Origin of the sequence: Vibrio barjaei, assembly GCF_001639065.2 — a bacterium.
In the GTDB taxonomy this organism is placed as follows: Bacteria; Pseudomonadota; Gammaproteobacteria; order Enterobacterales; family Vibrionaceae; genus Vibrio; species Vibrio barjaei.
This window is the reverse complement of record NZ_LQXO02000012.1, coordinates 77,390-97,106: the sequence shown is the minus strand read 5'-3', so window position 1 is coordinate 97,106 and position 19,717 is coordinate 77,390. Positions and strand designations below refer to the sequence as shown.

17 protein-coding genes are annotated in these 19,717 nt (G+C 46.2%); 9 read left to right on the top strand and 8 right to left on the bottom strand.

The window, feature by feature from the left end:
• Positions 1–282: 282 nt before the first annotated feature.
• Positions 283–1,638 (bottom strand): sigma-54-dependent transcriptional regulator, encoded by a 1,356-nt coding sequence (locus tag AWH66_RS06850; RefSeq protein ID WP_063605564.1) that lies wholly within the window; start codon positions 1,636–1,638, stop codon positions 283–285.
• Positions 1,635–3,533 carry a sensor histidine kinase gene (locus AWH66_RS06845; RefSeq protein WP_420882858.1) on the bottom strand — a complete coding sequence of 633 codons (1,899 nt, stop codon included), beginning with the start codon at positions 3,531–3,533 and terminating at the stop codon, positions 1,635–1,637. The genes AWH66_RS06850 and AWH66_RS06845 overlap by 4 nt, the downstream gene beginning before the upstream one ends.
• Positions 3,534–3,827: 294 nt before the next feature.
• On the opposite strand from AWH66_RS06845, the gene AWH66_RS06840 reads away from it, so the two are divergent.
• A complete protein-coding gene (locus AWH66_RS06840) occupies positions 3,828–4,871 on the top strand; it encodes an AraC family transcriptional regulator (RefSeq protein ID WP_063605566.1) in 1,044 nt (347 codons plus the stop codon).
• Here AWH66_RS06840 and AWH66_RS06835 read toward each other — a convergent pair.
• The 4 genes from AWH66_RS06835 to AWH66_RS06820 all read right to left on the bottom strand — a co-directional run bounded on the left by AWH66_RS06835 (position 4,849) and on the right by AWH66_RS06820 (position 10,722).
• A complete protein-coding gene (locus AWH66_RS06835; RefSeq protein ID WP_063605567.1) occupies positions 4,849–5,760 on the bottom strand; it encodes an alpha/beta fold hydrolase in 912 nt (303 codons plus the stop codon). The two genes, AWH66_RS06840 and AWH66_RS06835, sit on opposite strands and share 23 nt — an antisense overlap.
• Positions 5,761–5,963: 203 nt before the next feature.
• Entirely contained in the window at positions 5,964–7,598 is a 1,635-nt protein-coding gene (locus AWH66_RS06830) for a GMC family oxidoreductase (protein ID WP_063605568.1), read from the bottom strand.
• Positions 7,585–9,147: a long-chain-fatty-acid--CoA ligase gene (locus AWH66_RS06825; RefSeq protein ID WP_063605569.1), complete on the bottom strand. Its 1,563-nt coding sequence runs from the start codon at positions 9,145–9,147 to the stop codon at positions 7,585–7,587. Before AWH66_RS06825 ends, AWH66_RS06830 begins: the two co-directional genes overlap by 14 nt.
• Before the next feature lie 93 nt (positions 9,148–9,240).
• A complete protein-coding gene (locus AWH66_RS06820; RefSeq protein WP_063605570.1) occupies positions 9,241–10,722 on the bottom strand; it encodes a coniferyl aldehyde dehydrogenase in 1,482 nt (493 codons plus the stop codon).
• A 167-nt stretch (positions 10,723–10,889) separates the two neighbouring features.
• On the opposite strand from AWH66_RS06820, the gene AWH66_RS06815 reads away from it, so the two are divergent.
• From AWH66_RS06815 to AWH66_RS06780, 8 genes are all read left to right on the top strand, one after another.
• Positions 10,890–11,918: an AraC family transcriptional regulator gene (locus tag AWH66_RS06815; RefSeq protein ID WP_063605571.1), complete on the top strand. Its 1,029-nt coding sequence runs from the start codon at positions 10,890–10,892 to the stop codon at positions 11,916–11,918.
• A gap of 283 nt (positions 11,919–12,201) precedes the next feature.
• The gene (locus AWH66_RS06810) at positions 12,202–12,867 is read left to right on the top strand and encodes an amino acid ABC transporter permease (RefSeq protein WP_110165287.1); all 666 of its coding nucleotides are present in this window, start codon (positions 12,202–12,204) and stop codon (positions 12,865–12,867) included.
• Positions 12,868–12,869: 2 nt separating this feature from the next.
• Entirely contained in the window at positions 12,870–13,541 is a 672-nt protein-coding gene (locus AWH66_RS06805; protein WP_063605572.1) for an amino acid ABC transporter permease, read from the top strand.
• A gap of 10 nt (positions 13,542–13,551) precedes the next feature.
• Positions 13,552–14,286 carry an amino acid ABC transporter ATP-binding protein gene (locus tag AWH66_RS06800; RefSeq protein WP_063605573.1) on the top strand — a complete coding sequence of 245 codons (735 nt, stop codon included), beginning with the start codon at positions 13,552–13,554 and terminating at the stop codon, positions 14,284–14,286.
• The gene (locus tag AWH66_RS06795) at positions 14,286–15,242 is read left to right on the top strand and encodes a glycosylasparaginase (protein WP_063605574.1); all 957 of its coding nucleotides are present in this window, start codon (positions 14,286–14,288) and stop codon (positions 15,240–15,242) included. The genes AWH66_RS06800 and AWH66_RS06795 overlap by 1 nt, the downstream gene beginning before the upstream one ends.
• Complete coding sequence (locus tag AWH66_RS06790; protein WP_006071545.1) at positions 15,232–16,026, top strand: transporter substrate-binding domain-containing protein; 795 nt, start codon at positions 15,232–15,234, stop codon at positions 16,024–16,026. The genes AWH66_RS06795 and AWH66_RS06790 overlap by 11 nt, the downstream gene beginning before the upstream one ends.
• 77 nt (positions 16,027–16,103) lie before the next feature.
• Positions 16,104–16,838, top strand: a complete 735-nt coding sequence (locus tag AWH66_RS06785; protein WP_063605575.1) for a copper homeostasis protein CutC — start codon at positions 16,104–16,106, stop codon at positions 16,836–16,838.
• Positions 16,828–17,799, top strand: coding sequence for a LacI family DNA-binding transcriptional regulator (locus AWH66_RS06780; protein WP_006071543.1), 972 nt, complete (start codon positions 16,828–16,830; stop codon positions 17,797–17,799). The genes AWH66_RS06785 and AWH66_RS06780 overlap by 11 nt, the downstream gene beginning before the upstream one ends.
• Before the next feature lie 157 nt (positions 17,800–17,956).
• On the opposite strand, the gene aphA is transcribed toward AWH66_RS06780, so the two are convergent.
• Both aphA and AWH66_RS06770 read right to left on the bottom strand, forming a co-directional pair.
• Positions 17,957–18,664: an acid phosphatase AphA gene (aphA, locus tag AWH66_RS06775; protein WP_006071542.1), complete on the bottom strand. Its 708-nt coding sequence runs from the start codon at positions 18,662–18,664 to the stop codon at positions 17,957–17,959.
• A gap of 198 nt (positions 18,665–18,862) precedes the next feature.
• Complete coding sequence (locus tag AWH66_RS06770) at positions 18,863–19,714, bottom strand: ABC transporter permease (RefSeq protein WP_038228033.1); 852 nt, start codon at positions 19,712–19,714, stop codon at positions 18,863–18,865.
• Positions 19,715–19,717: the final 3 nt, after the last annotated feature.

Sequence of the window (19,717 nt, the reverse complement as noted above, 5' to 3'; positions counted from 1 at the left end):
TCTCCTTTCATCTCGTTACTCTACGAGAATCAATCCTTGTTAGTGGTCACGGTTTATCGTTTATAGGAACGAAAACGTTGGTTTTCTACACCCTATTTTACCGTGAAGGATGTGACAAAATTATCACAAGCACGTGATTTGCACCCTTCATGCCAAAACAATAAAACTATTTAATTTCAGTTAATTAGAACTTCCACTTACAAAGAACACTGGCTATTGGGTCACTATTGTCCTTCACCACTCATTAAGCGACTTGCCATTATCTCCATCACTCTTCAAGCCTTAGGTCACTTTAAAATCGTCCTTATCCAAGTGGTGCTTTTTCATTTTCCGATAGAGCGTCTTACGCGGTAAGTTCAATTTGCTAGAGACATCATTTATGTTGCCAGCCGATTCAATTAACGCCTCAGTCAATACATTGCGTTCGTATTGTTCCATCTGTTTTTCAAATGCAAACTCAGTCTCACTGGCGTCTTGTATTGGCGTTTGCAAATCAAAGCCATCACCAACGATGCCTAATACAAAACGGTCCGCAACGTTACGTAGTTCCCTCACGTTACCCGGCCACTCATGACGCGATAGCTGTTGAATCTGTTCCGAATAAATCGTGGAAGGTCGAGTCTTGTATTTCTGACTCGCCTGGCCAACAAAATGCCTAAATAGACTCTGGATATCTTCTTTACGTTGACGCAATGGCGGCAGATTAAGACTGGCGATATTAAGGCGATAGAAAAGATCCGAGCGGAACTCGCCAGTATCACTTAATGCTGCAAGATCTGCCTTACTGGCCGCTACGACAACAATGTCCACTGGTATTAACTCATTCCCGCCCACACGCTCAATGACTCGCTCTTGAATAACGCGCAGTAGTTTTATCTGTACCGCTATGGGCATACTCTCTATTTCATCAAGAAACAACGTACCACCATTAGCCTGCTCAATTTTGCCAATGCGCTTTTTATTGGCACTGGTAAACGACCCCGCTTCATGACCAAACAGCTCACTTTCAATAATACTCTCGGTCATTCCACCACAGTTGATAGCGACAAATGGTTTGGCTTGTCGGCGACTAAACTGGTGAAGCGCTCTTGCTACGACTTCTTTTCCTGTTCCTGTCTCACCATTAATGATGGTATCCACCCCTGTGTTAGCGAGCGCGAGCACTTGCTTACGTATGGTTTCCATCGCTTTAGATTGACCAATAATCACGGATTCAATCGCTTCGCTGTCGGTCGACTCCAGAGATTGGGTACTAACGAGAGTTTGTTGCGCTTGTAACTGAGCTAAATCGAGCTTGGCGATCACCTCATCGGCATTAAGCGGCTTTTCGATAAAGTCGAACGCCCCCAACTTCATTGCTTCGATAGCCATCGGAATATCCCCATGACCACTCATCAATAAAACCGGAACTTGTGGCGCACGATGTTGAATTGAGCTCAACAATGTCAGTCCGTCGACCGAGGGCATCCTGACGTCACACAACACAACCGAGCGACTGTTATTGGTAAGTGATCGTAGCGCTTTTCTTGGGTCAGTGAACGCCGTAACTGCGAAACCTTCAAGTTCTAGCATTTCACTTACTGCTTCTACTACGTCGTGTTCGTCGTCAATGAGGACGATGTGTTTTTGTTGTGTCATGATAGATTGCCTTGTTGCAGAGTCACAATAAACTCAGTGCCCTGATCAATCTCGGATTGGACGTGAATCGTCCCTCCAAAATCTTGAATAATATTATATGCAATAGAGAGCCCAAGTCCGAGCCCCTTACCTGAACGCTTAGTGGAGTAAAATGGGTCAAAAAGATAGGGTAACTCATCGGCAGGTATGCCTTTCCCATTGTCTTGGACGGAAACTGAAACTGTTTTGGTGTCGCTCCAAATGGAAACCACTAATTGTGGTTCGGCGCTCCCTTCCACAGCGTCTAAGGCGTTGCTGACTAAATTCACCAAAACTTGTTCCAATCTAATGCTGTTAGCTCGAACCAAACAGTCCGGCTGCTGTTCGAACACAATCGATACCCCCTCTCTTCGGTTATCAAAGAGTTCAAGAGCATCTTCCACCACCTTGTTTAACGGTACGTTTTCTAGCCTACCGTCACTTTTCCCAGCAAATGCTTTAAGGTGTCTGGTGATTGCTGCCACTTTCTCCAATAGCACTTCGATTTTTTGAAGGTTGGTTATAGCTTTATCGGGGCGCTCTTTTTCAAGCCACCGCTGTGCACTTCGGACATGGCTATTAACCGCAGTTAATGGCTGATTGATTTCATGAGTAATCCCGACACTGAGCTGTCCCAACGCCGCGAGTTTCCCTGCTTGAATCAATTCGTTTTGGGTGATACGTAATTTTTCCTCTGCGGCCGTACGCTCCACCACTTCCGCTTCCAAGCGTCGGTTGGTCTGCTTCACTACTTTCGCCGTTGACTGAAACACTTTGAGGTATTTAGCCATTTGCGTCACTTCATCATTTCCACGAATCGCCACTTCAGTATCTAAATGTCCCGTCGAGATAGCGAACATGTTGTGTTTCAGCTGCGTAAGTCGTTCAAGAATGTTTTTACGTACATAAAACCATGAGATACCCACCGCCGCTAACACACTAAACAGAGACAGCGCTAACGATAACTGTTGGTTTGAAAGCAATGACTGTTGAACTACAGCGATGGAGTTGTCGATGTTACGATTAACCTTATTGGTATTAGATTCAATTTGCACCGTTAACTGGTTCAAATGGTCGCGACTGTTCTGCAAGAAATACTGCTCTTGATATCGGTGATCCAGTGCTTTGTTTTTTAGGGTATACAGGCGGCTCGAGCTAGAAGACAAGTCGTAAATAATCGAGAGTTTTTGGTCGATCTCAGGAAACTGTAACTTCACGCCACTTTGTTGCCATAACGTCCACCACTCTTGACCAATTTGCTCAATTCGGTAAGTGGTGTAATCAAGCTCGTTAAAGCTAGCATCGCTATAGAGCTTTTCCACCAGCCCAAGTTGGTAGTACAGCAACGACTTCATCTGTGTGTATTGAATTTGAGCTTTGGCCGCAGTTGGCAACTGGTCCAGTGACTGAGTGGCTTGTTTCAATAGCGGGTAGAAGCCTTCCAGCAAATCTCGCAGCTCTAGATTGAGTTGTTGTGATTCGTTTTCGCTTTGATGCAATAAGCTCAAGCTATTACTGACCTGAGCAATCATTTCTTTGTAATACGAGTGATAATCCGGAAACTGGATCATAATCTGATCCATCTCATCAATGGCACGCTCTATCTTCTGCATGGCCTGCTTTCGCTCTAAATTCGAGTCCGCTTCACTAAGCTGAGAAGAGGTGGTAATGATCGATCGAACTTTGTCATTGAGCAGAGCGGCCTGCTCCAAGGCTGGGATCTTGTTCTCTTTCAGAACAATAAGACGTTGGTTAAGGTCATTGAACGTATAAGTGGTAACCACAGATAGGATTAATGTAGTGAACGCGAGCATAGCGAGTGCCAGAATCAGGCGTAGTTCTATACCTCGCAATCTCATCCAGCGTTGTTGGCGCATCAAAGAAACCACACGACGAAATCTCGCCGCCACGCTTTGGTTAGAGTGTTCACGTAACTCACGTATCATTTCCATTGACTGATTTGCCCTCTACACCACCAAATCATTAACAAGCCATATAAAACACCATAACAATAATTAAATAAAGGACATAGTCCGCTTTTTGAGAGAATGGTTGATAGGCACAATCAGCTAACATCTTATGAACTAACCATTTTTTACAAACACTCTAGATTGATAGACGAGGAAAATTGCGATATTAGTTAGCTATAACTTAAAATTTTGGTAACACTCATGGCAGATAACTCTATCGAAAAATCCGTTTCATTCGCCTCTGTCATTGATTTGGTAAATGCCTATCCACTGTTGCCAGCCGCTTTGCGCGAACAGGTAGAAACATCCAATCACCTTGACGCTATTACGCTAAAGGCTATTCAAAATAGCGCCAAGCTATCGCCATCGGACCGGCTTCCAGAAAGCCAAATGGTTGCCTTGTGGTCACTGCTCGAACAGCACCATCCATCGCCCGACATTGGACTTATCATTGGGCGAACCATTTCCCCTGAATCAAAAGGTGTACTAGCAAGTTGGGTGAGTCAATGCGCGACGTTAAGAGATGCCTTTAACACGTTTCAAAGTAATATTTTGCTGATGAATGCTTCGGAGAGTTGGCAAGTAGAAGACGATGGGCAGCAGTGCCGCTTAACCCTCTCCATTGAATCACTGCATAACTACCCTAGAGCCGCCATCGAACGTAGTATGAGTGCGATGGTGACGTGGGCGAGAATGCTGAGTGCCCAATCCTTCCCGCTAACCAAAGCTAAGTTTGGGTATTTGGCTCCGAACTATGTGGATAAATATCAACCAATCTTTGGAGAAGCCATTGAATTTAACTGTGCTGAACACCAGCTGATATTTGAATCGAAATGGCTCAACCTTCCCATTGTGACAAGTAGTGAGTATCTGAAAACGATGATGGCAAAAACCGCACAAAGTCATCTTGAGACCCTAACGAAAACTCAACCTGTCCAGCAGCAAGTCAGGACCATAGTAGTAAACGGACTAGAAAATGGAGAACTACTCAGCGTAGACAAGGTTGCACAGCAATTACACATCAGCCGACAAACCCTCTACCGCAAACTGGAAAAAGAGCATACCTCCTTCCAGAGTATTCTTGATGATACTAGAAAGCAGTTTGCAGTTCGTTGGCTAACTCAAACCCCGCCTCCAAGCGTGACCGAGTTGAGCTATCGTCTTGGTTTTAAAGATACCAGCAGCTTCTATAAAGCGTTCAAGCGCTGGTATCAGGTTAGTCCTAAGGCTTACCTTTCGAGATAAACTGTTTAAATGCCTCTGCTGATCGTTCTGGGACCTCTTCCATCGGTAAATGTCCCACATCGTCATACACCACAGCATAAGAGCCCCGAATATCACGCTCAAACTTTCGTGCATTTTCAGCTGGAAAGTAACGGTCTTCCTTCCCCCACAGAATAAGAGTCGGCTTAGCAACTTGCGTTATCTTATCCGAGTCCTCATCCAGCGATGCCTTGACGCGACGTGTAAATCCCTGTCGATTTTGTTGGTAGGTGGTCAGTTCGTAGTATCGATCAATTAACGCCGCATCCACGAGTTGCGGGTCGAAGTAAACCTCTTTAAGCCCATCCTCGAATATAAACCTTGGAGTGACATGTTCCATTATTTTATCGATGACTGGCCACTGGGCCATCTCAATGCCTGGTGGCCACGATTGTTGCGGATACCCTAACGCGTTTATCAACGTAAGGGTTTTAACCTGCTCTGGATGTTGCAAACTGAACTCCCACACGATGCGCCCTCCTAAAGAGCTACCAACAAAATGTGCCTGTTCGATGTCGAGTTCTCTAATAAAAGCGCTCAAAAAAGCAATATCGTCAGCGATTTCGTACTGGTTTTGAGGCAGATGCCCGGTCAAGCCAAAACCCGGTAAGTCCATACGTACGACGCGATAGTCTTGTTTGAGGATTTGCGTCCATTGTTCCCACGCGTGAAGTGACGATGAAGTGCCATGCAGTAAAATCACCACCTCACCCTGTCCTTCATCTCGATAATGCACTCGTTTACCTTCCACAGTGGTAAATTTCGAGGCGTGATTTGTGTATTTCTGTTCAATGGCTTGTGAGCTATTTTGTGCGCCACATCCTTGCAGCAACATGACCAAAGCCATCATTGGTGCCACATTCCAATTCATACTTCCTTCTCCCTACTTACTGCGCTTTCCATTCTAGAAGCTTGAGTGTAGAGACTATGATGGTGAGAAATAGGTCGTAAGGTTGCAACATCGCGTTCTTAGGACTCATTTGACTTTAGTGAGGGAACAACAACGGAGAAGGTCAAGGGAAAGAGCGATTTATACATAGACCAAGCCATGACGGCTTGGTCTTTGCTCGCTGGTTAGCTGACTTTTGAAGCATCAGCAGGATGACAAATCGAGTATTTTGCTTTGATCACGTCAGCAATTTTCTCGGCGATCATGATAGTCGGTGCATTGGTATTGCCACCCACCAACGTCGGCATCACAGATGCGTCGACCACCCGCAGATTATCCATCCCGTATACAGACAGTTCACTATTTACGACCGCTTCAGGGTCATCCGAAGTCCCCATCTTACAGGTGCCAATCGGGTGATACTGAGTATCGGCGCGATTGCGGATATCTTGCTCAATCGCGGCGTCATCGTCCGGGTCAACCGGATAGAAACTTGCCCCGCGAACGTCATCAAACGCCTCACTTTGCAGCATCTGATACTGTTTTTTCCAACCTTTGATCATCACTCTCATGTCATCAGGTTCTTGGAAGAAAGCAGGGTCAATGCTTGGAACGTCGTAAGGATCGGCGCTATTTAGGGTTACCGTGCCGGTACTTTTCGGTCTAAGTAGCGTTACGTGAGAACTGAATCCATGGCTCATGTGGATTTTTCGAGCATGATCGTCCACCACCGCTACGACGAAGACAAACTCTAAGTCAGGCACATCGACGTCATCATCAGAGTACAAAAACCCGATACCTTCGGCGAAATTACTACTCAGCTTGCCTTGACGCTGTTTGAACCATTGAGGCACTGCTTTACTGGCCTCCGACGCCATTTTTAGTGATACACCAAAGGTGTCACGTTTGGCCGTAGTTCGGTATGAGTGCACCAAGTCGATATGGTCTTGCAGGTTCTTACCTACTCCCGCCAAGTCATGCACTTGGTCGATACCATGTTTGTCTAGCTCTTGCTTAGGACCGACTCCTGATAGCAACAGCACTTGCGGAGTACCAAACGCACCAGCGCTTAGAATGACTTCTTTATTGCAGTAAATTTGGAAACGCTGCCCTTTCATTCCATACTCTACACCAATCGCTCGCTTTCCATCGAACAACACCTTATGCGTGGTGGCTTTGGTGAGCACGGTTAAGTTCGGACGATTAAGGTTTGGCGTTAAGTAAGCTTTTGCCGCACTGCACCTCTCACCGTTTAATTGTGTCACCTGCGTTTGCATAGCACCGAACTGTTCAGCACCGTTCACGTCATGGTTGGTCGGCACGCCAATTGACTCGCACGCTGATAGGTATCTTTCCACCATTGGGCTAGGTGATCGCAAGTCAGCGACGTTCAGCGGCCCACCTTGGCCATGAAATTCATCGTGATGAACTTCATTGTTTTCTGCTTTTTTGAAATACGGTAGACACTCATCGTAGCTCCAGCCTTCATTCCCTAATGATGCCCAAAGATCATAGTCATAACGGTGACCACGTGCATACATCATGGCATTGATTGAGCTCGAACCACCCAAGGTCTTCCCTCTGGGTTGATAACCCTTACGACCATTGAGTCCAGGCTGAGGAACGGTTTCAAACCCCCAGTTGTTGATTTTGGTTGGCATCATCACAACACAGCCAACGGGCGTATGAATAAACGGACTGGTATCTTTACCTCCGGCTTCTAGCAAACAAACATTCACAGTAGGGTCTTCTGATAGCCTTGAAGCAAGCACGCAACCTGCTGAACCACCACCGACAATAATGAAATCATAGCTGTCCATCGACTGCCTCCATCACATCCAATGGATGCAGTTCGCGTTTCAAGATCTTTCCTGTTGCCGTCATTGGCAGTGATGCTCGAATAAATACACGGCGTGGATATTTGTAATCAGCAAGTTGACTACGGCACCACGCTACCAAGGTTTCGCCATCACTGGTGCAGTTTTCATGCAACACTACGTGAGCATGAATTTCCTCACCAAGTCGCTCATCATGCTCACCGACAACAGCCACCATTTCTACATCCGGATGACACATCAGTACTTCTTCAATCTCACGTGGATAGACGTTATAGCCACCGCGAATGATCATATCTTTCACTCTATCGACAATGAATAAGTTGCCGTGCTCATCAAGTCGTCCAATATCACCACTCCAGAACCAACCATCACGTAACGCTTCTGCACTGGCTTCGGCTCTGCCGTAATAGCCTTTCATAACACTCGGGCTCTTAATGCACACTTCACCCAACTCGCCAACAGGCAGCGCATTACCTTGAACATCAGATATCTTAATCATATGACCGCATAACGGCTGACCTACACTACCTGGTAAGCGGTCACCGTCGATATGATTGAAAGTAGCAACGGGCGCCGTTTCCGATAAGCCATAGCCTTCCAAGACAGGTAACTCAAAGCGCGATTCGAACTGACGAATCACCTCTACTGGCATGGACGCCCCACCAGAAACGCCCAGTCTCAAGCTATGTTTAACCTGTTCAGATTGCTCTGGTAATTGCTCGCCCACCGTCAACAGAGCGATATACATGGTGGGTACCCCCGCAAAGACACTGACTTTGTGGTCGATGATTTGTTGAATAACCAACTTAGGGTCAAAGCGAGGAATGAGCACAATCGACGAGCCCGTAAGCACACTGGCGTTCATCATGACGGTTTGACCAAAACTGTGAAATAAAGGTAGGGTCGCCATCGTGGTATCGCTGTACTCTAGTCGCATTAAATACTGAGAGGACATTGCGTTTGCCAGCATATTTGAGTGAGAAAGCTCTGCGCCTTTCGGTTGTCCTGTCGTACCCGACGTATAAAGAATGACTGCAGTATCGTCCCCTTGCATTGCTGCAGATTCAAACACTTGCGGCGGTTGTTGCAACCACTGCTCTAATGAGTGTTCACTCTCATCAACTGTCATCATGGGTATGAAGTGTTCACAGCTGTCCACTTGAGAAAAGCCCAAACGTCCGTATTGCTCACTTGGATCCATGTCTTGATTTTCAAAACAGAAATACGCTTTAGCATCAGAGTCTTGCAGATGGTAGGCGATCTCCCGGTTCTTAAACAGCGTGTTGAGCGGCACGACCACGCAGCCTGCCTTTAAAATTCCGTAATAAGCGATGGGGAAGTAGGTAACATTAGGACACGAAAGCGCCACTTTGTCCCCTTGTTCCAAACCAAGTTGCTTGAGGTTGTGAGCAACAGTGCTAGCCGCACTCTCCAGTTGTTGATAGCTGATCTCCTCTGCGCCCATTCTGAGAGCAGTTTTGTCCGGGAAGAGCGCAGCACTGCGCTCAAGATTAACAGCAAGGTTATGCATCCTAGGTCTCCTTGTAGGTGTACCACGCCAGTAAATACTGGCGCGCCGAAGATTCTTAAAATGGTCCGTTGTTAGTGGATTAGGTTATTAGTGTTATTTTGAGGAATGGGTTTTGAGGTCTGGGTCTGGCTTACCAACAAATACGCGCAGCACCAACTTCTGAACAAGATTGCCGTAAGGCGGAGAAAAGAGCTGGATAGGAAACCACTCTCTCATTTGCAACACTGTGCGTGCATGGCTCAACTCACGAAAACCTTCTTCGCCGTGGTAGTTACCAATACCAGAGTTACCCACACCACCAAATGGCACCGAATGGTTAAGTACATGCCAGCCCCAATCGTTTATGGTGACACCGCCACTATGAGTTTGATTTAGCAGCGCTTCTCGTTGCTGCGTGTTATGGCTAAATAGGTAACAAGCTAACGGCCTGGGGCGCTCAATAATGTATTGCACCACATCGTCAATTGACTGGTAACTATGAACTGGTAGTAATGGCCCAAAGATTTCTTCCTGACAAATTCGCATACTCGGTTTTAGATTAGTGGCGATAAAGAGCGGCATTTTTCGACCTTCGCCTTGAGACAAACATTGAGTGATCGTCGCCCCTTTAATTCGCGCATCTTCGACTAGAGCAGCAAACCTTTGATACTGTGCATCATCCACTAGAGATGTGTAATCAGCGTTACCCTCGATCTCCCCGTACATCTTGATGTGAGCTTTTTTGAGCGCTTCTACAAATGCATCGACCTTGCCTTCTGGAACAAACGCATAATCCGGAGCGATACAAATCTGCCCTGAATTAAAACCTTTGCCATGAGCAATGCGGCTTGCTGCTTTCTCAATATCGTAGTCATCAAAAACCACCACCGGAGACTTTCCGCCCAGCTCCAACGTCACAGGCGTAAGGTTAGCTGCCGCATTGGCCATTATGGTTTTGCCGCTATTTGGTGACCCGGTAAAGACCAGATGGTCAAACGGCAAGTGAGAGATTTCCATCGCTTCTGGATGCGTACCATCAACAATTCTGACGAGATCTGGCGCGTATATCTCAGCCAACATTGTTCGCAGAGCCTTTGTGGTTGCCGGACAGTTAGGCGGCATCTTAATCATGCAGCGATTACCTGCTGCCAACGCGGTAATCATCGGGCCAATAGAAAGATAAAGCGGAAAGTTCCAAGGACAGATAATCCCCACCACACCTTTTGGTTGATAGCGAACCTGTAACTTATTGCCTTTAAACAGCCATTCCGTTGGGCGACTTTTCGATTTCATCCAGCTTTTCAAGTGGCGATTGACATGGTTGATATCGAGAATAGGTGCTAACACGTCAGCCATTAATGACTCAGTATGGCTGCGCCCGCCAAAGTCATCACTCATTGCCTCCGCTAATACCGATTGATATCGCGTTAGCTGTGTTTTGAGAGCCTGCAATCGCTGTTTTCGCACAGCAAGTGAAGGGTTGGTCTCTTGTTGGTATGCGGTTTGAAGCTCAGAAAACCAAGTATTAAGCTCGCTCACTTCGACACTTTCGCATTCAGAACTTACATCTTTTACCCAATCAATCATTTCGCTCATTTATTAATCTCGCATTGAAATTTGCCTCATTACAACATTCTGATAACATTGAGCACAGGTTACATTGAGACAAAAAGCGGTGAAATTCGGACATTGTTCAGACATTGAGATCCCACAATCACGCTAACTTATTGAAAGTCGCCTATTAACCTTTTTGGAGAAGTTGGATGCAATACACGGCAGTTTATGAGCCAGATACTCAAGCTTGCGGGATTTTAGATCTTCAGCTTATGGCGCGTTATCTCGACAGTCGCTTTGCCACCGAATCATTATTTGAGGGTACGACCGTCACCTCTTCCCAACTCTATCAACCAGATACACAGCTCACTTTTGCTCAAAAGATGGCTATCTTCAGCAACGCACTCACTCAGACAAATGAAGCGGGTTTAGGGCTCCAAGTGGGTAAGCAAGCAAGGTTCAGTGATTTTGGAGTGTTGGGCTATGCGGTGTTCAGCAGTAACACCATGCTCGATGCTCTTATGATGGGCTTTAAATACCTTCGTCTGGCCGGTCCTGTGCTTAAAAAGAAGATGTGGGTCGAAGGTAATGTCGGTTATTTTCGCGCCGAGCAACTTATCGATTTGGACGAACTGCTGCCGTTTTGCTCCGAGTACTGGTTCACTGCCATTCAAAATTTGTGTGAAGAGGTGATGCAGCAGCCGTTCCCTTCAACACTGATTAAATTCCCCTTCCCTGAGCCAGAATATGGTCATCTATACGAGCAGGTTTTTCATTGCCCCATCGAGTTTGATAGCGATTGTTTGGAATGGCAGTTTGACGCTACGGTACTTTACGAGCCTCTGCCTGCTGCCAATGCAATGACGCTGAAAATGTGTTTGAAATCTTGTGATGAAATGCTGGAAAAAGCCGAAGGCGGTACCAGTTTGCAAGAAAAAATCAGTCAGATATTTATCGAACGTCTAGGCAACTATCCATCCATTGAAGCCTTGTCTTCCGAGCTGGGCATGTCATCACGTACGCTGCGCCGTCATTTGAAAGCAGAAGGGACCAGCTATCAACAGGTGCTTGATAATGTACGCTATCGACTGGCCCGCCACTACCTGCTTACTACACAAATCACCATGGAAGAGATTTCAGAGCGAATTGGTTTTTCTGACAGTGCCAATTTTCGGCACGCATTTAGGAAATGGAGCGGGTGTTCGCCGAAGGAGTTTCGGAGGGCAGGTGAGGATTAGTGCTCGTTTTTTGTTCGCCTTAAGACAAGCCGTTATTTCTTTGAAAAAGGAAACCTCCTGCCACAAGTGCCTGCCCTACCTTGCTCGACGGCAGGAATGACGTGCACTTGAAGCAATTTCTAGTATGAAAAACATCCTCATTTATACCTTCTAGACCACCAAGTCTCTAATTAAGCATGTTGTTATTAACAATGTGATACCGGTTTCAATTTTAACTAAATGGCATTGCGTAAAAAAGAATCAGCACGTAAATTGAAACTAGTTTCAATTAGAAGGAGCTTCCGTGTTTGATATCTCGATAATGTATCGATACTTAGACTCGTTTATAGAAGGATTTGCGATAACCGCTAGTATTAGCGTCGCTTCTATTATTGGTAGTTTTTGTATTGGTTTGCTGGTGATGTTTGCGTGTATTAGTCAGTCGAAAGTGCTGTCTAAAACGGGCTATACCTACATAAACGTGTTTAGGAACATTCCCTTTATTGTTCAGGTGTTCTTTATTTTTTATGGCCTACCTGAATTACGCATTTTCATTGATCCCTACACCACGGGAGTGTTGGCGCTTTCTATTGCAGTTGGTGCTTATTGTGCTGACGTGCTGCGCGCAGCAGTTCAGCAGGTCGATCGAGACGTGATCGAAGCAGCTCAATCTTTCGGCTTAAAACGCTTAACTATCTATAGAAAAATCATTCTTCCTATCGCGTTGCGCAACTCGATCAAACCGTTAGGTTCGATTTTCGTGAACCTAATTTTGACCACCTCTATTTTATCGACAGTAACACTTAACGAACTCACAGGAACCGCAAAAATCATTGCGGCGGAAACATTTAGACCATTTGAAGTCTACTTCTTCTTATTACTGTTCTACTGCGTGCTGACGTACATCTTATCCATTCTTATCACTTTAGCGCACAAGCGACTAAATCGATTTTCTGAAGCGGGAGCATAGCAATGTCTAGTAATGAATTTGTCCCCTATGACCTTATTGTTCTGCTTAGTGGCATCAGCGTGTCGTTAAAGGTGTTCTTGATTTCAAGCTTGTTTGGCGGTCTATTAGGATTAGGGCTCGCGCTCTTTCGTCACTATCGATTCCCTCTATTGAGCCAGCTTTCTGTTTTTGTGAGCGAGTTTCTTAAAAACTCTCCAGTTCTGGTTCAGCTGTTCCTGATCTACTTCGGCCTGCCGATTTTCCTCTCCATGGACATGTCAGCGGAACTAGCCGCCACAATCACGCTGACTGGCAATACGGCTGCATTTGTCTCCGTCATTATTGTTACCGCAATGGCAGCGGTTGATAAAGGTCAGATTGAAGCTGCACGCTCGTTTGGAATCTCCGAGATGGTAATTTTGAAGAAAATCATCACGCCTCAAGCACTGCTAGTTGCCATTGCGCCACTCGTCGGTCTTGCGGTGAACCAACTTCAGGTAACGTCACTGGTCTCCGTTATCGGGGTTATGGACATTACCAAAGTCGGTGCCATTTTGAACCAACGTACGTGGCAGCCATTTATTGTTTGGCCTGTCATCGGGCTGACCTACTTCGCCATGTCGATGGCCATCTCCAAGCTGGGCAGAAAGCTCGAGCTCTACTTACGAAAACATCAAACTTGGTCTTTAGCATAAGGTGAACCCCATGATTTCAATTAACAACGTAAAGAAGTCGTTTGGAAGCAACGACATATTAAAAGGGGTCAGCCTAAATATTGAGCAAGGCGATGTGGTCTCTATCTTAGGTGCAAGTGGCTCTGGAAAATCTACCCTACTGCGCTGTATCAACGGACTAGAAGCGATTAATGACGGTGACATCAACTTCCGCGACCTCTCGGTCTCCAACAAAGCGGAATTACAAAAGATCCGAACGTCAGTGTCGACGGTGTTCCAACACTTTAATCTTTACCCGCATTTGAGCATTTTAGACAACATCACCCTCGCACCTATTGAAGTGCTAGGGCAAAGCAAAGAGCAAGCTGAAAGCACCGCGCGAGAACTGTTGCAGCTTGTTGATTTAGCGGACAAAGAGACCAGCTTCCCAGCTCAACTCTCTGGCGGACAAAAACAGCGTATCGGTATTTGTCGCGCTCTAGCGATGAAGCCGGAGTGTTTGCTACTAGACGAAGTAACCAGTGCACTTGATCCAGAGATGACCTCAGAGGTGCTTGACGTGCTCGCTGACCTTGCCAAATCAGGCACAACATTAATCTTTGTCACTCACGAAATTGCCTTCGCGAAAAAGATCTCCAATCGCATTGTTTTCCTCGACGAAGGGGTAGTAAGAGCTGACATGGACAAAGATGCTTTCTTCTCCGATGAGGGCGGTAAGCAAGACGAAAGAATTAGACGATTTTTAGAGAAAATGGATAGCAAGTAATGATTGTATTATCAAATTCAGAAGCCTGGCCGGGAATCGACGACACGGTAAGTATGCTTAATAACGGCGACAATGGTCTCGATGCGATCATTTGTGGTATTGAAAAAGTCGAAGCAGAACCAAGAATTCGCAGTGTTGGTTACGGTGGCTGGCCTAACCTATTGGGTGATATGGAATTTGACGGTGCGGTAATGGACGGCAACACGCTTCGAACCGGTGCCGTTGGGGCCGTCAAAGATCATTTTCACGTCACGCGCATTGCCAAAAAAGTGATGGAAGAGCTGAACCACGAGATCCTTGTAGGTGAAGGGGCGACACGCTTTGCCTATGAGATGGGTTTTGAGTGCCCTAACCCTCTACTAGAAGACTCTAAAGAGGTGTGGTTTAAGAAGCTTCAAGAAATTACTGGCGAAGACAACCCCAATATGTCGACTCGTCCGCTTGCACACCTCAACTCAATGATCACTGACCCAGAGAAAGTCCGTGATACCACCGTCTTTCTCACCAAAGACAGTACAGACAGTATTTATGCAGCCACTAGCACCTCAGGCTGGGCATGGAAATACCCAGGACGCCTTGGCGATTCACCTATTGTCGGCGCTGGCTTTTATGCCGATAGCCGATATGGCGCGGCGGCCTGTACTCATACTGGCGAAATGACCATTAGAGCCAATACCTCCTACTCCATCGTAATGGCGATGCGTCTTGGCTTTTCGCTCGATCAAGCGGTGGATATGGCCATTGAAGAACTAAATTCGCTTAGAACAGGCTTTTTGGCTGGCGTTGTCATTCATGCGATCGACAAAGATGACAACTATCGAGTAATCAATTTTGGATGTGAAGAGGACATCAAATACTGGGTTTACAAATCTGGAATGAGTAAACCTGAACAAAGAATAGCGGAAAGGCGCTATATGGATAAACGAAATGAAATGGAGAACCACAATGAAATTTAAGGCATTGGTTGCCACCATATTGGCAAGTGCACTCGCAATCAGCTCCACCTCAGCGTTTGCTGGCAAACTCGAAGACATTCGAGAACGCGGCTACATCAAAATCGGTGTATCACTTGGTGGCGAACCTATCGGATTCCGTGATCAAAAGAATAACCCAGCAGGTTATGACGTTGATCTAGCGAAACGCCTAGCAGAAAAGCTTGGCGTTGAGGCACGCTTCACTGATGTACATGGTGACGCTCGTGTTTCAATGCTGTTTTCTGACCAACTAGATGCGGTCATTGGTAACATGTCAGCGACATTAGAACGTGCTAAATCGGTGAATTTCTCCATTCCTTATGCACGTGCTGGTCTTCGTATTGTTCATCAAAAAGACCAAGATATTAATTCACTGCAGGATCTTGCAGGCAAACGCGTTGTTGTCGGACGCGGTTCAACAGGCGAAGCCTTTTTGAAACGTGAAGTGCCAGAAGCTGAATTAGTTTATACCGATAACTTCGCACCAGACGGTGTATTGTTGCTTCGTCAAGGCCGTGTAGATGCGGGTATCGAAGACAGCTCTCTGATTGATTACCTAGCCACCAACAACCCAAATCTTGTGACTCTGCCAGGCTTACACTCTAATGACCCTATCGCTATTGGAGTTAGAAAAGGCGACGCCGAGTACTTACGCTGGATGGATATGTTTGTCTCTGACTACATTAACTCTGGTGCTTATGAAGCGTCTTACCACAAATGGTGGGGTGCGGATGCTAACCCACCTAAACTAGCGGGTACTTGGTAAACCGATAACTCAAAGGCCCTTTCCCCCGGGCCTTTTTTTCCTCTCTATCTTTCCATAAGTTTCAATGAGCGAGCTGTATGAAAATTGAAGTCTGTATCGATAATATTGAATCACTGCACACTGCCATCGAGGCAGGCGCCGACCGAATCGAATTGTGTAGCGCTCTGTCACTGGGCGGCCTAACGCCTTCATTAGGGTTAATAACTCAGGCTGTCGCGGTTTCCTCCATTCCTATTTACGTGATGATTCGCCCTCGTGATGGTGACTTTGTCTTCAGTGAAGAAGAAATCCACTTTATGGAGCAGGAAATACTCAGCTACAAGTTGCTTGGCGTTGATGGCGTAGTTATTGGTGCACTGAATCCCGACGCTACCATCAACGAAGATGCCCTGCGTCGATGGACAAACGCCGCTCAAGGTATCGGAATCACTTTTCATCGCGCATTTGATTTAGTTGCCAACCCGATAGAGAGTTTAGAGCTCCTCTGCCATTACCCGATTGAAAGAATTTTAACTTCAGGTCTCCAGCCGACTGCGCCAGAAGGTAAAGCGATGATTAAACAGTTAGTCGACACCGCTCAGGGTCGCCTATCCATTATGGCGGGCTCTGGAGTAAACGACAGCAATGCGCTTTCACTGGCTGACACAGGCATCACCGAGCTGCACCTTTCTGGTAAAGGTCAGCGCCCTAGTAATATGATTCAACAGTCCTCACAAATCTCCATGGGAACAGAAAGTTGCGATGATTGGGTCTCGGTAACAGACTATGATAAAGTGAAGAAAATCGTGAGGTTATTTGTGAATGAGTACTAAAACGCTACCTACATTGCAGGATGTAGCAGATCGAGCAGGCGTATCAAAAGCGGTTGCTTCTCGGGCTTTTTCGAAAGAGAAAAAACCCATATCTGAAGTAAAAAAGCAGCGCGTGTTGCAAGCCGCCGAAGAGCTCGGTTACGTCATGAATCCCTTCGCGCAAAGTTTGAATAGTAATACCACTGGACTCGTCGCCATTGTGGTCAACCACATTAGTGATTTGAGCGACCTTGAGCTGTTTGATCATTTACTACGAGGACTGCAATCAATAGGCAAGCTGCCGATCTTCATTCGCATCAAAACCGAGCAGGATATTGCATCAATTACCGACAACGCGTTCGTTCATCGCGTAGACGCTGCGATCATTTTCTCGGATCTCATTGAACCTAAAGACATGCCAAAGCTGTTTCTTACTCCGCGAGTGATTAACCTTAACGGGCAAAACTGGGACAATACATGGTCGGTGTTACTCGACGAAGAACAGGCCATTCAGGATGCGGTGAATTATGCAGTTCAATCCGGCGTTAAAGAAGTTCATTTACTTGCCGGACGACAAAGCTCTGCGGTTGAAGAACGTCGACTTGCTCTCTACCAAGACAACCTCGAACGCCACGATATCTCCCTGAAAAACATCGCCTATTGCAACTACAAGTACAATGAGGCGAAGCAGTATCTCATCGGCAATTCAAACGACATTGTTCAACCAAACAACGGTGTGATTTGTACCTCTGATGCCATGGCGATGGCAGCGGTGGACAGCTTTGGTAACCAAGATGACCGTCCAGTAATTATTGGGTTTGATAATACTTTCTTCTCTCATTTTGGCTCTTACCAATTCCCAAGTATTGGTTATTCAAAGGAAGAGCTGATTGATATTGTGTTGGAGTTGATTTCCTTATCGTCGGATAAGGAGAATCTCTCTGGTGAAAAGTACATTCGTAACTTTTTTAATTGCCATTGAGATTGGGATTGAGTGCCACACTTGAGGGCGGTAGGCGCTTTGAGTAGATTCCTGCTCGGGGGCAGGAATGACGGGCGCCTTTGAGGACGATATATAAGAAGACTAAGTGTTTGAGGGCGCGGCTTTTGGCTGCGCCCTTTTGTTTTAGTGTGACTAACTAGTAGTTAGAGCCAATCAAAACAGGTTCTCCGTATTTGCCTGCTTGCGGCATAGGGACGTAGGTTGACTGTTCGTTGCGAAGGAAACGGATTGCTTTGATGCCCACATGCATTGAGCTAGTGATATCGGAGTCTGAGTCACCGTAATATTGCTCAACACCAGCTTGTTTGAGTTGTTTCTCTTTTTCTAAGCCACCAGCGAAGACCACAGGTTTGATTTGGTCACGGCGATCTTTAGGGAACAGATGGCGGATGGTGCTGGTTAATGTTTCTTTGCCTTCTGGAGCGTTACGACCGGTGATGAAGTAAATAGTGTCACCGTGCGCTAGGTGCATGTTTACTAAGGCAAGCGCTGAATGCTTAGGTAGTGAAAAATCATCCCAGCCTGTGCTTGCTTCGTTCCAGAAGTCTTGGTTCTTAAGATACGCATTCGAGCCGGGAGAGTATTTTTGCTGGCCGCGATAGAACACCGGTGATGAGAACAGCATGGTGTCGTCAATATCCAAGCCGACAGTAATTGGATGGTCAGGAAGCTGCTTCTGAATGTCAGATACCGACACCCAATTGATGTCTTTATAGACTTCCATTTGTGGCGCTTGGTGGCTGACAGCCTGCATATCGGTGGTGGTGTAGACTTTAGCGAATGACAGTGGAGAGGCAAGAAGTACAGAGAGAGTAATAAGCTTCAGCGAACTTTTAATGTTCATCTTAGGGTCCTTGATACTTGGATTAAACAAACGAAAAACCCAACTACGGTACACCCGCCGCTATCGTTCTGAAAGTTAAAGATAATTCACAGTTTTCAAGCAAGTACAGACCCAAAATCAACACACAAAACAAGGTGAAGAAAGCAAGGTAATGAGACAACAGCCTATCGTTCAAAGATAGACTGCGATAGAAATGGATTACCAACTATTGACCTTGATGCGCTCCGATCTGGCGCGCAAATATTCAATAGTAAACAATAAGATAGCCGACAAGACGACCAACAAGGTAGCAACGGCCAGTATGGTCGGATTGATTTGCTCTCTTAGTCCCGAGAACATCTGTCTCGGAATTGTTTTTTGCTCCGGTCCTGCCAAGAACAACGCGACTACAACTTCATCAAACGAGGTCACAAAAGCAAACAACGCCCCCGAAATCACGCCTGGCCTGATTAGCGGCATAATGATCTTAACGAAGGTATAAACCGGTCTTGCGCCCATTCCCAGCGAGGCTTGCACAAGCGAATAATCAAAACCCGCTAATGCCGCGTTCACTGTGATGATCACGAATGGCGTCCCTAGAGCTGCGTGTGCAATCACCACCCCCCAGAACGTGCCCGCCAAGTTGAGTTGGGTATAGAAGAAAAACATACCTGCAGCGGTAATAATCAAAGGCACTATCATCGGAGACAACAAGATCGCCATTATGATGCGCTGCATTGGCATCGCTGAATTACTAAGCCCTATTGCGGCCAATGTCCCTAATACTGTGGCGATAATCGTGGCGCAAATACCTATTAAAAAGCTGTTTTTGATGGCGAGCAGCCAGTTATCATCGTGCCAAATCTCAGCGTACCACTCGAGCGAATAGGCTTCTTTTTCAAATGCCAGCATCCCTGGCGTAAAACTAAAATAAGGCTCGGCATTAAATGAAAGCGGGATGATCACCAAAATCGGCATCATCAAAAAAAACAGAGTCAAATACGCACTAGCAGAAAGAGACAGTGAGCCCAGTTTTTGCAGAGGCGTAAAATAGCTTGGAAATCTCTTCATACT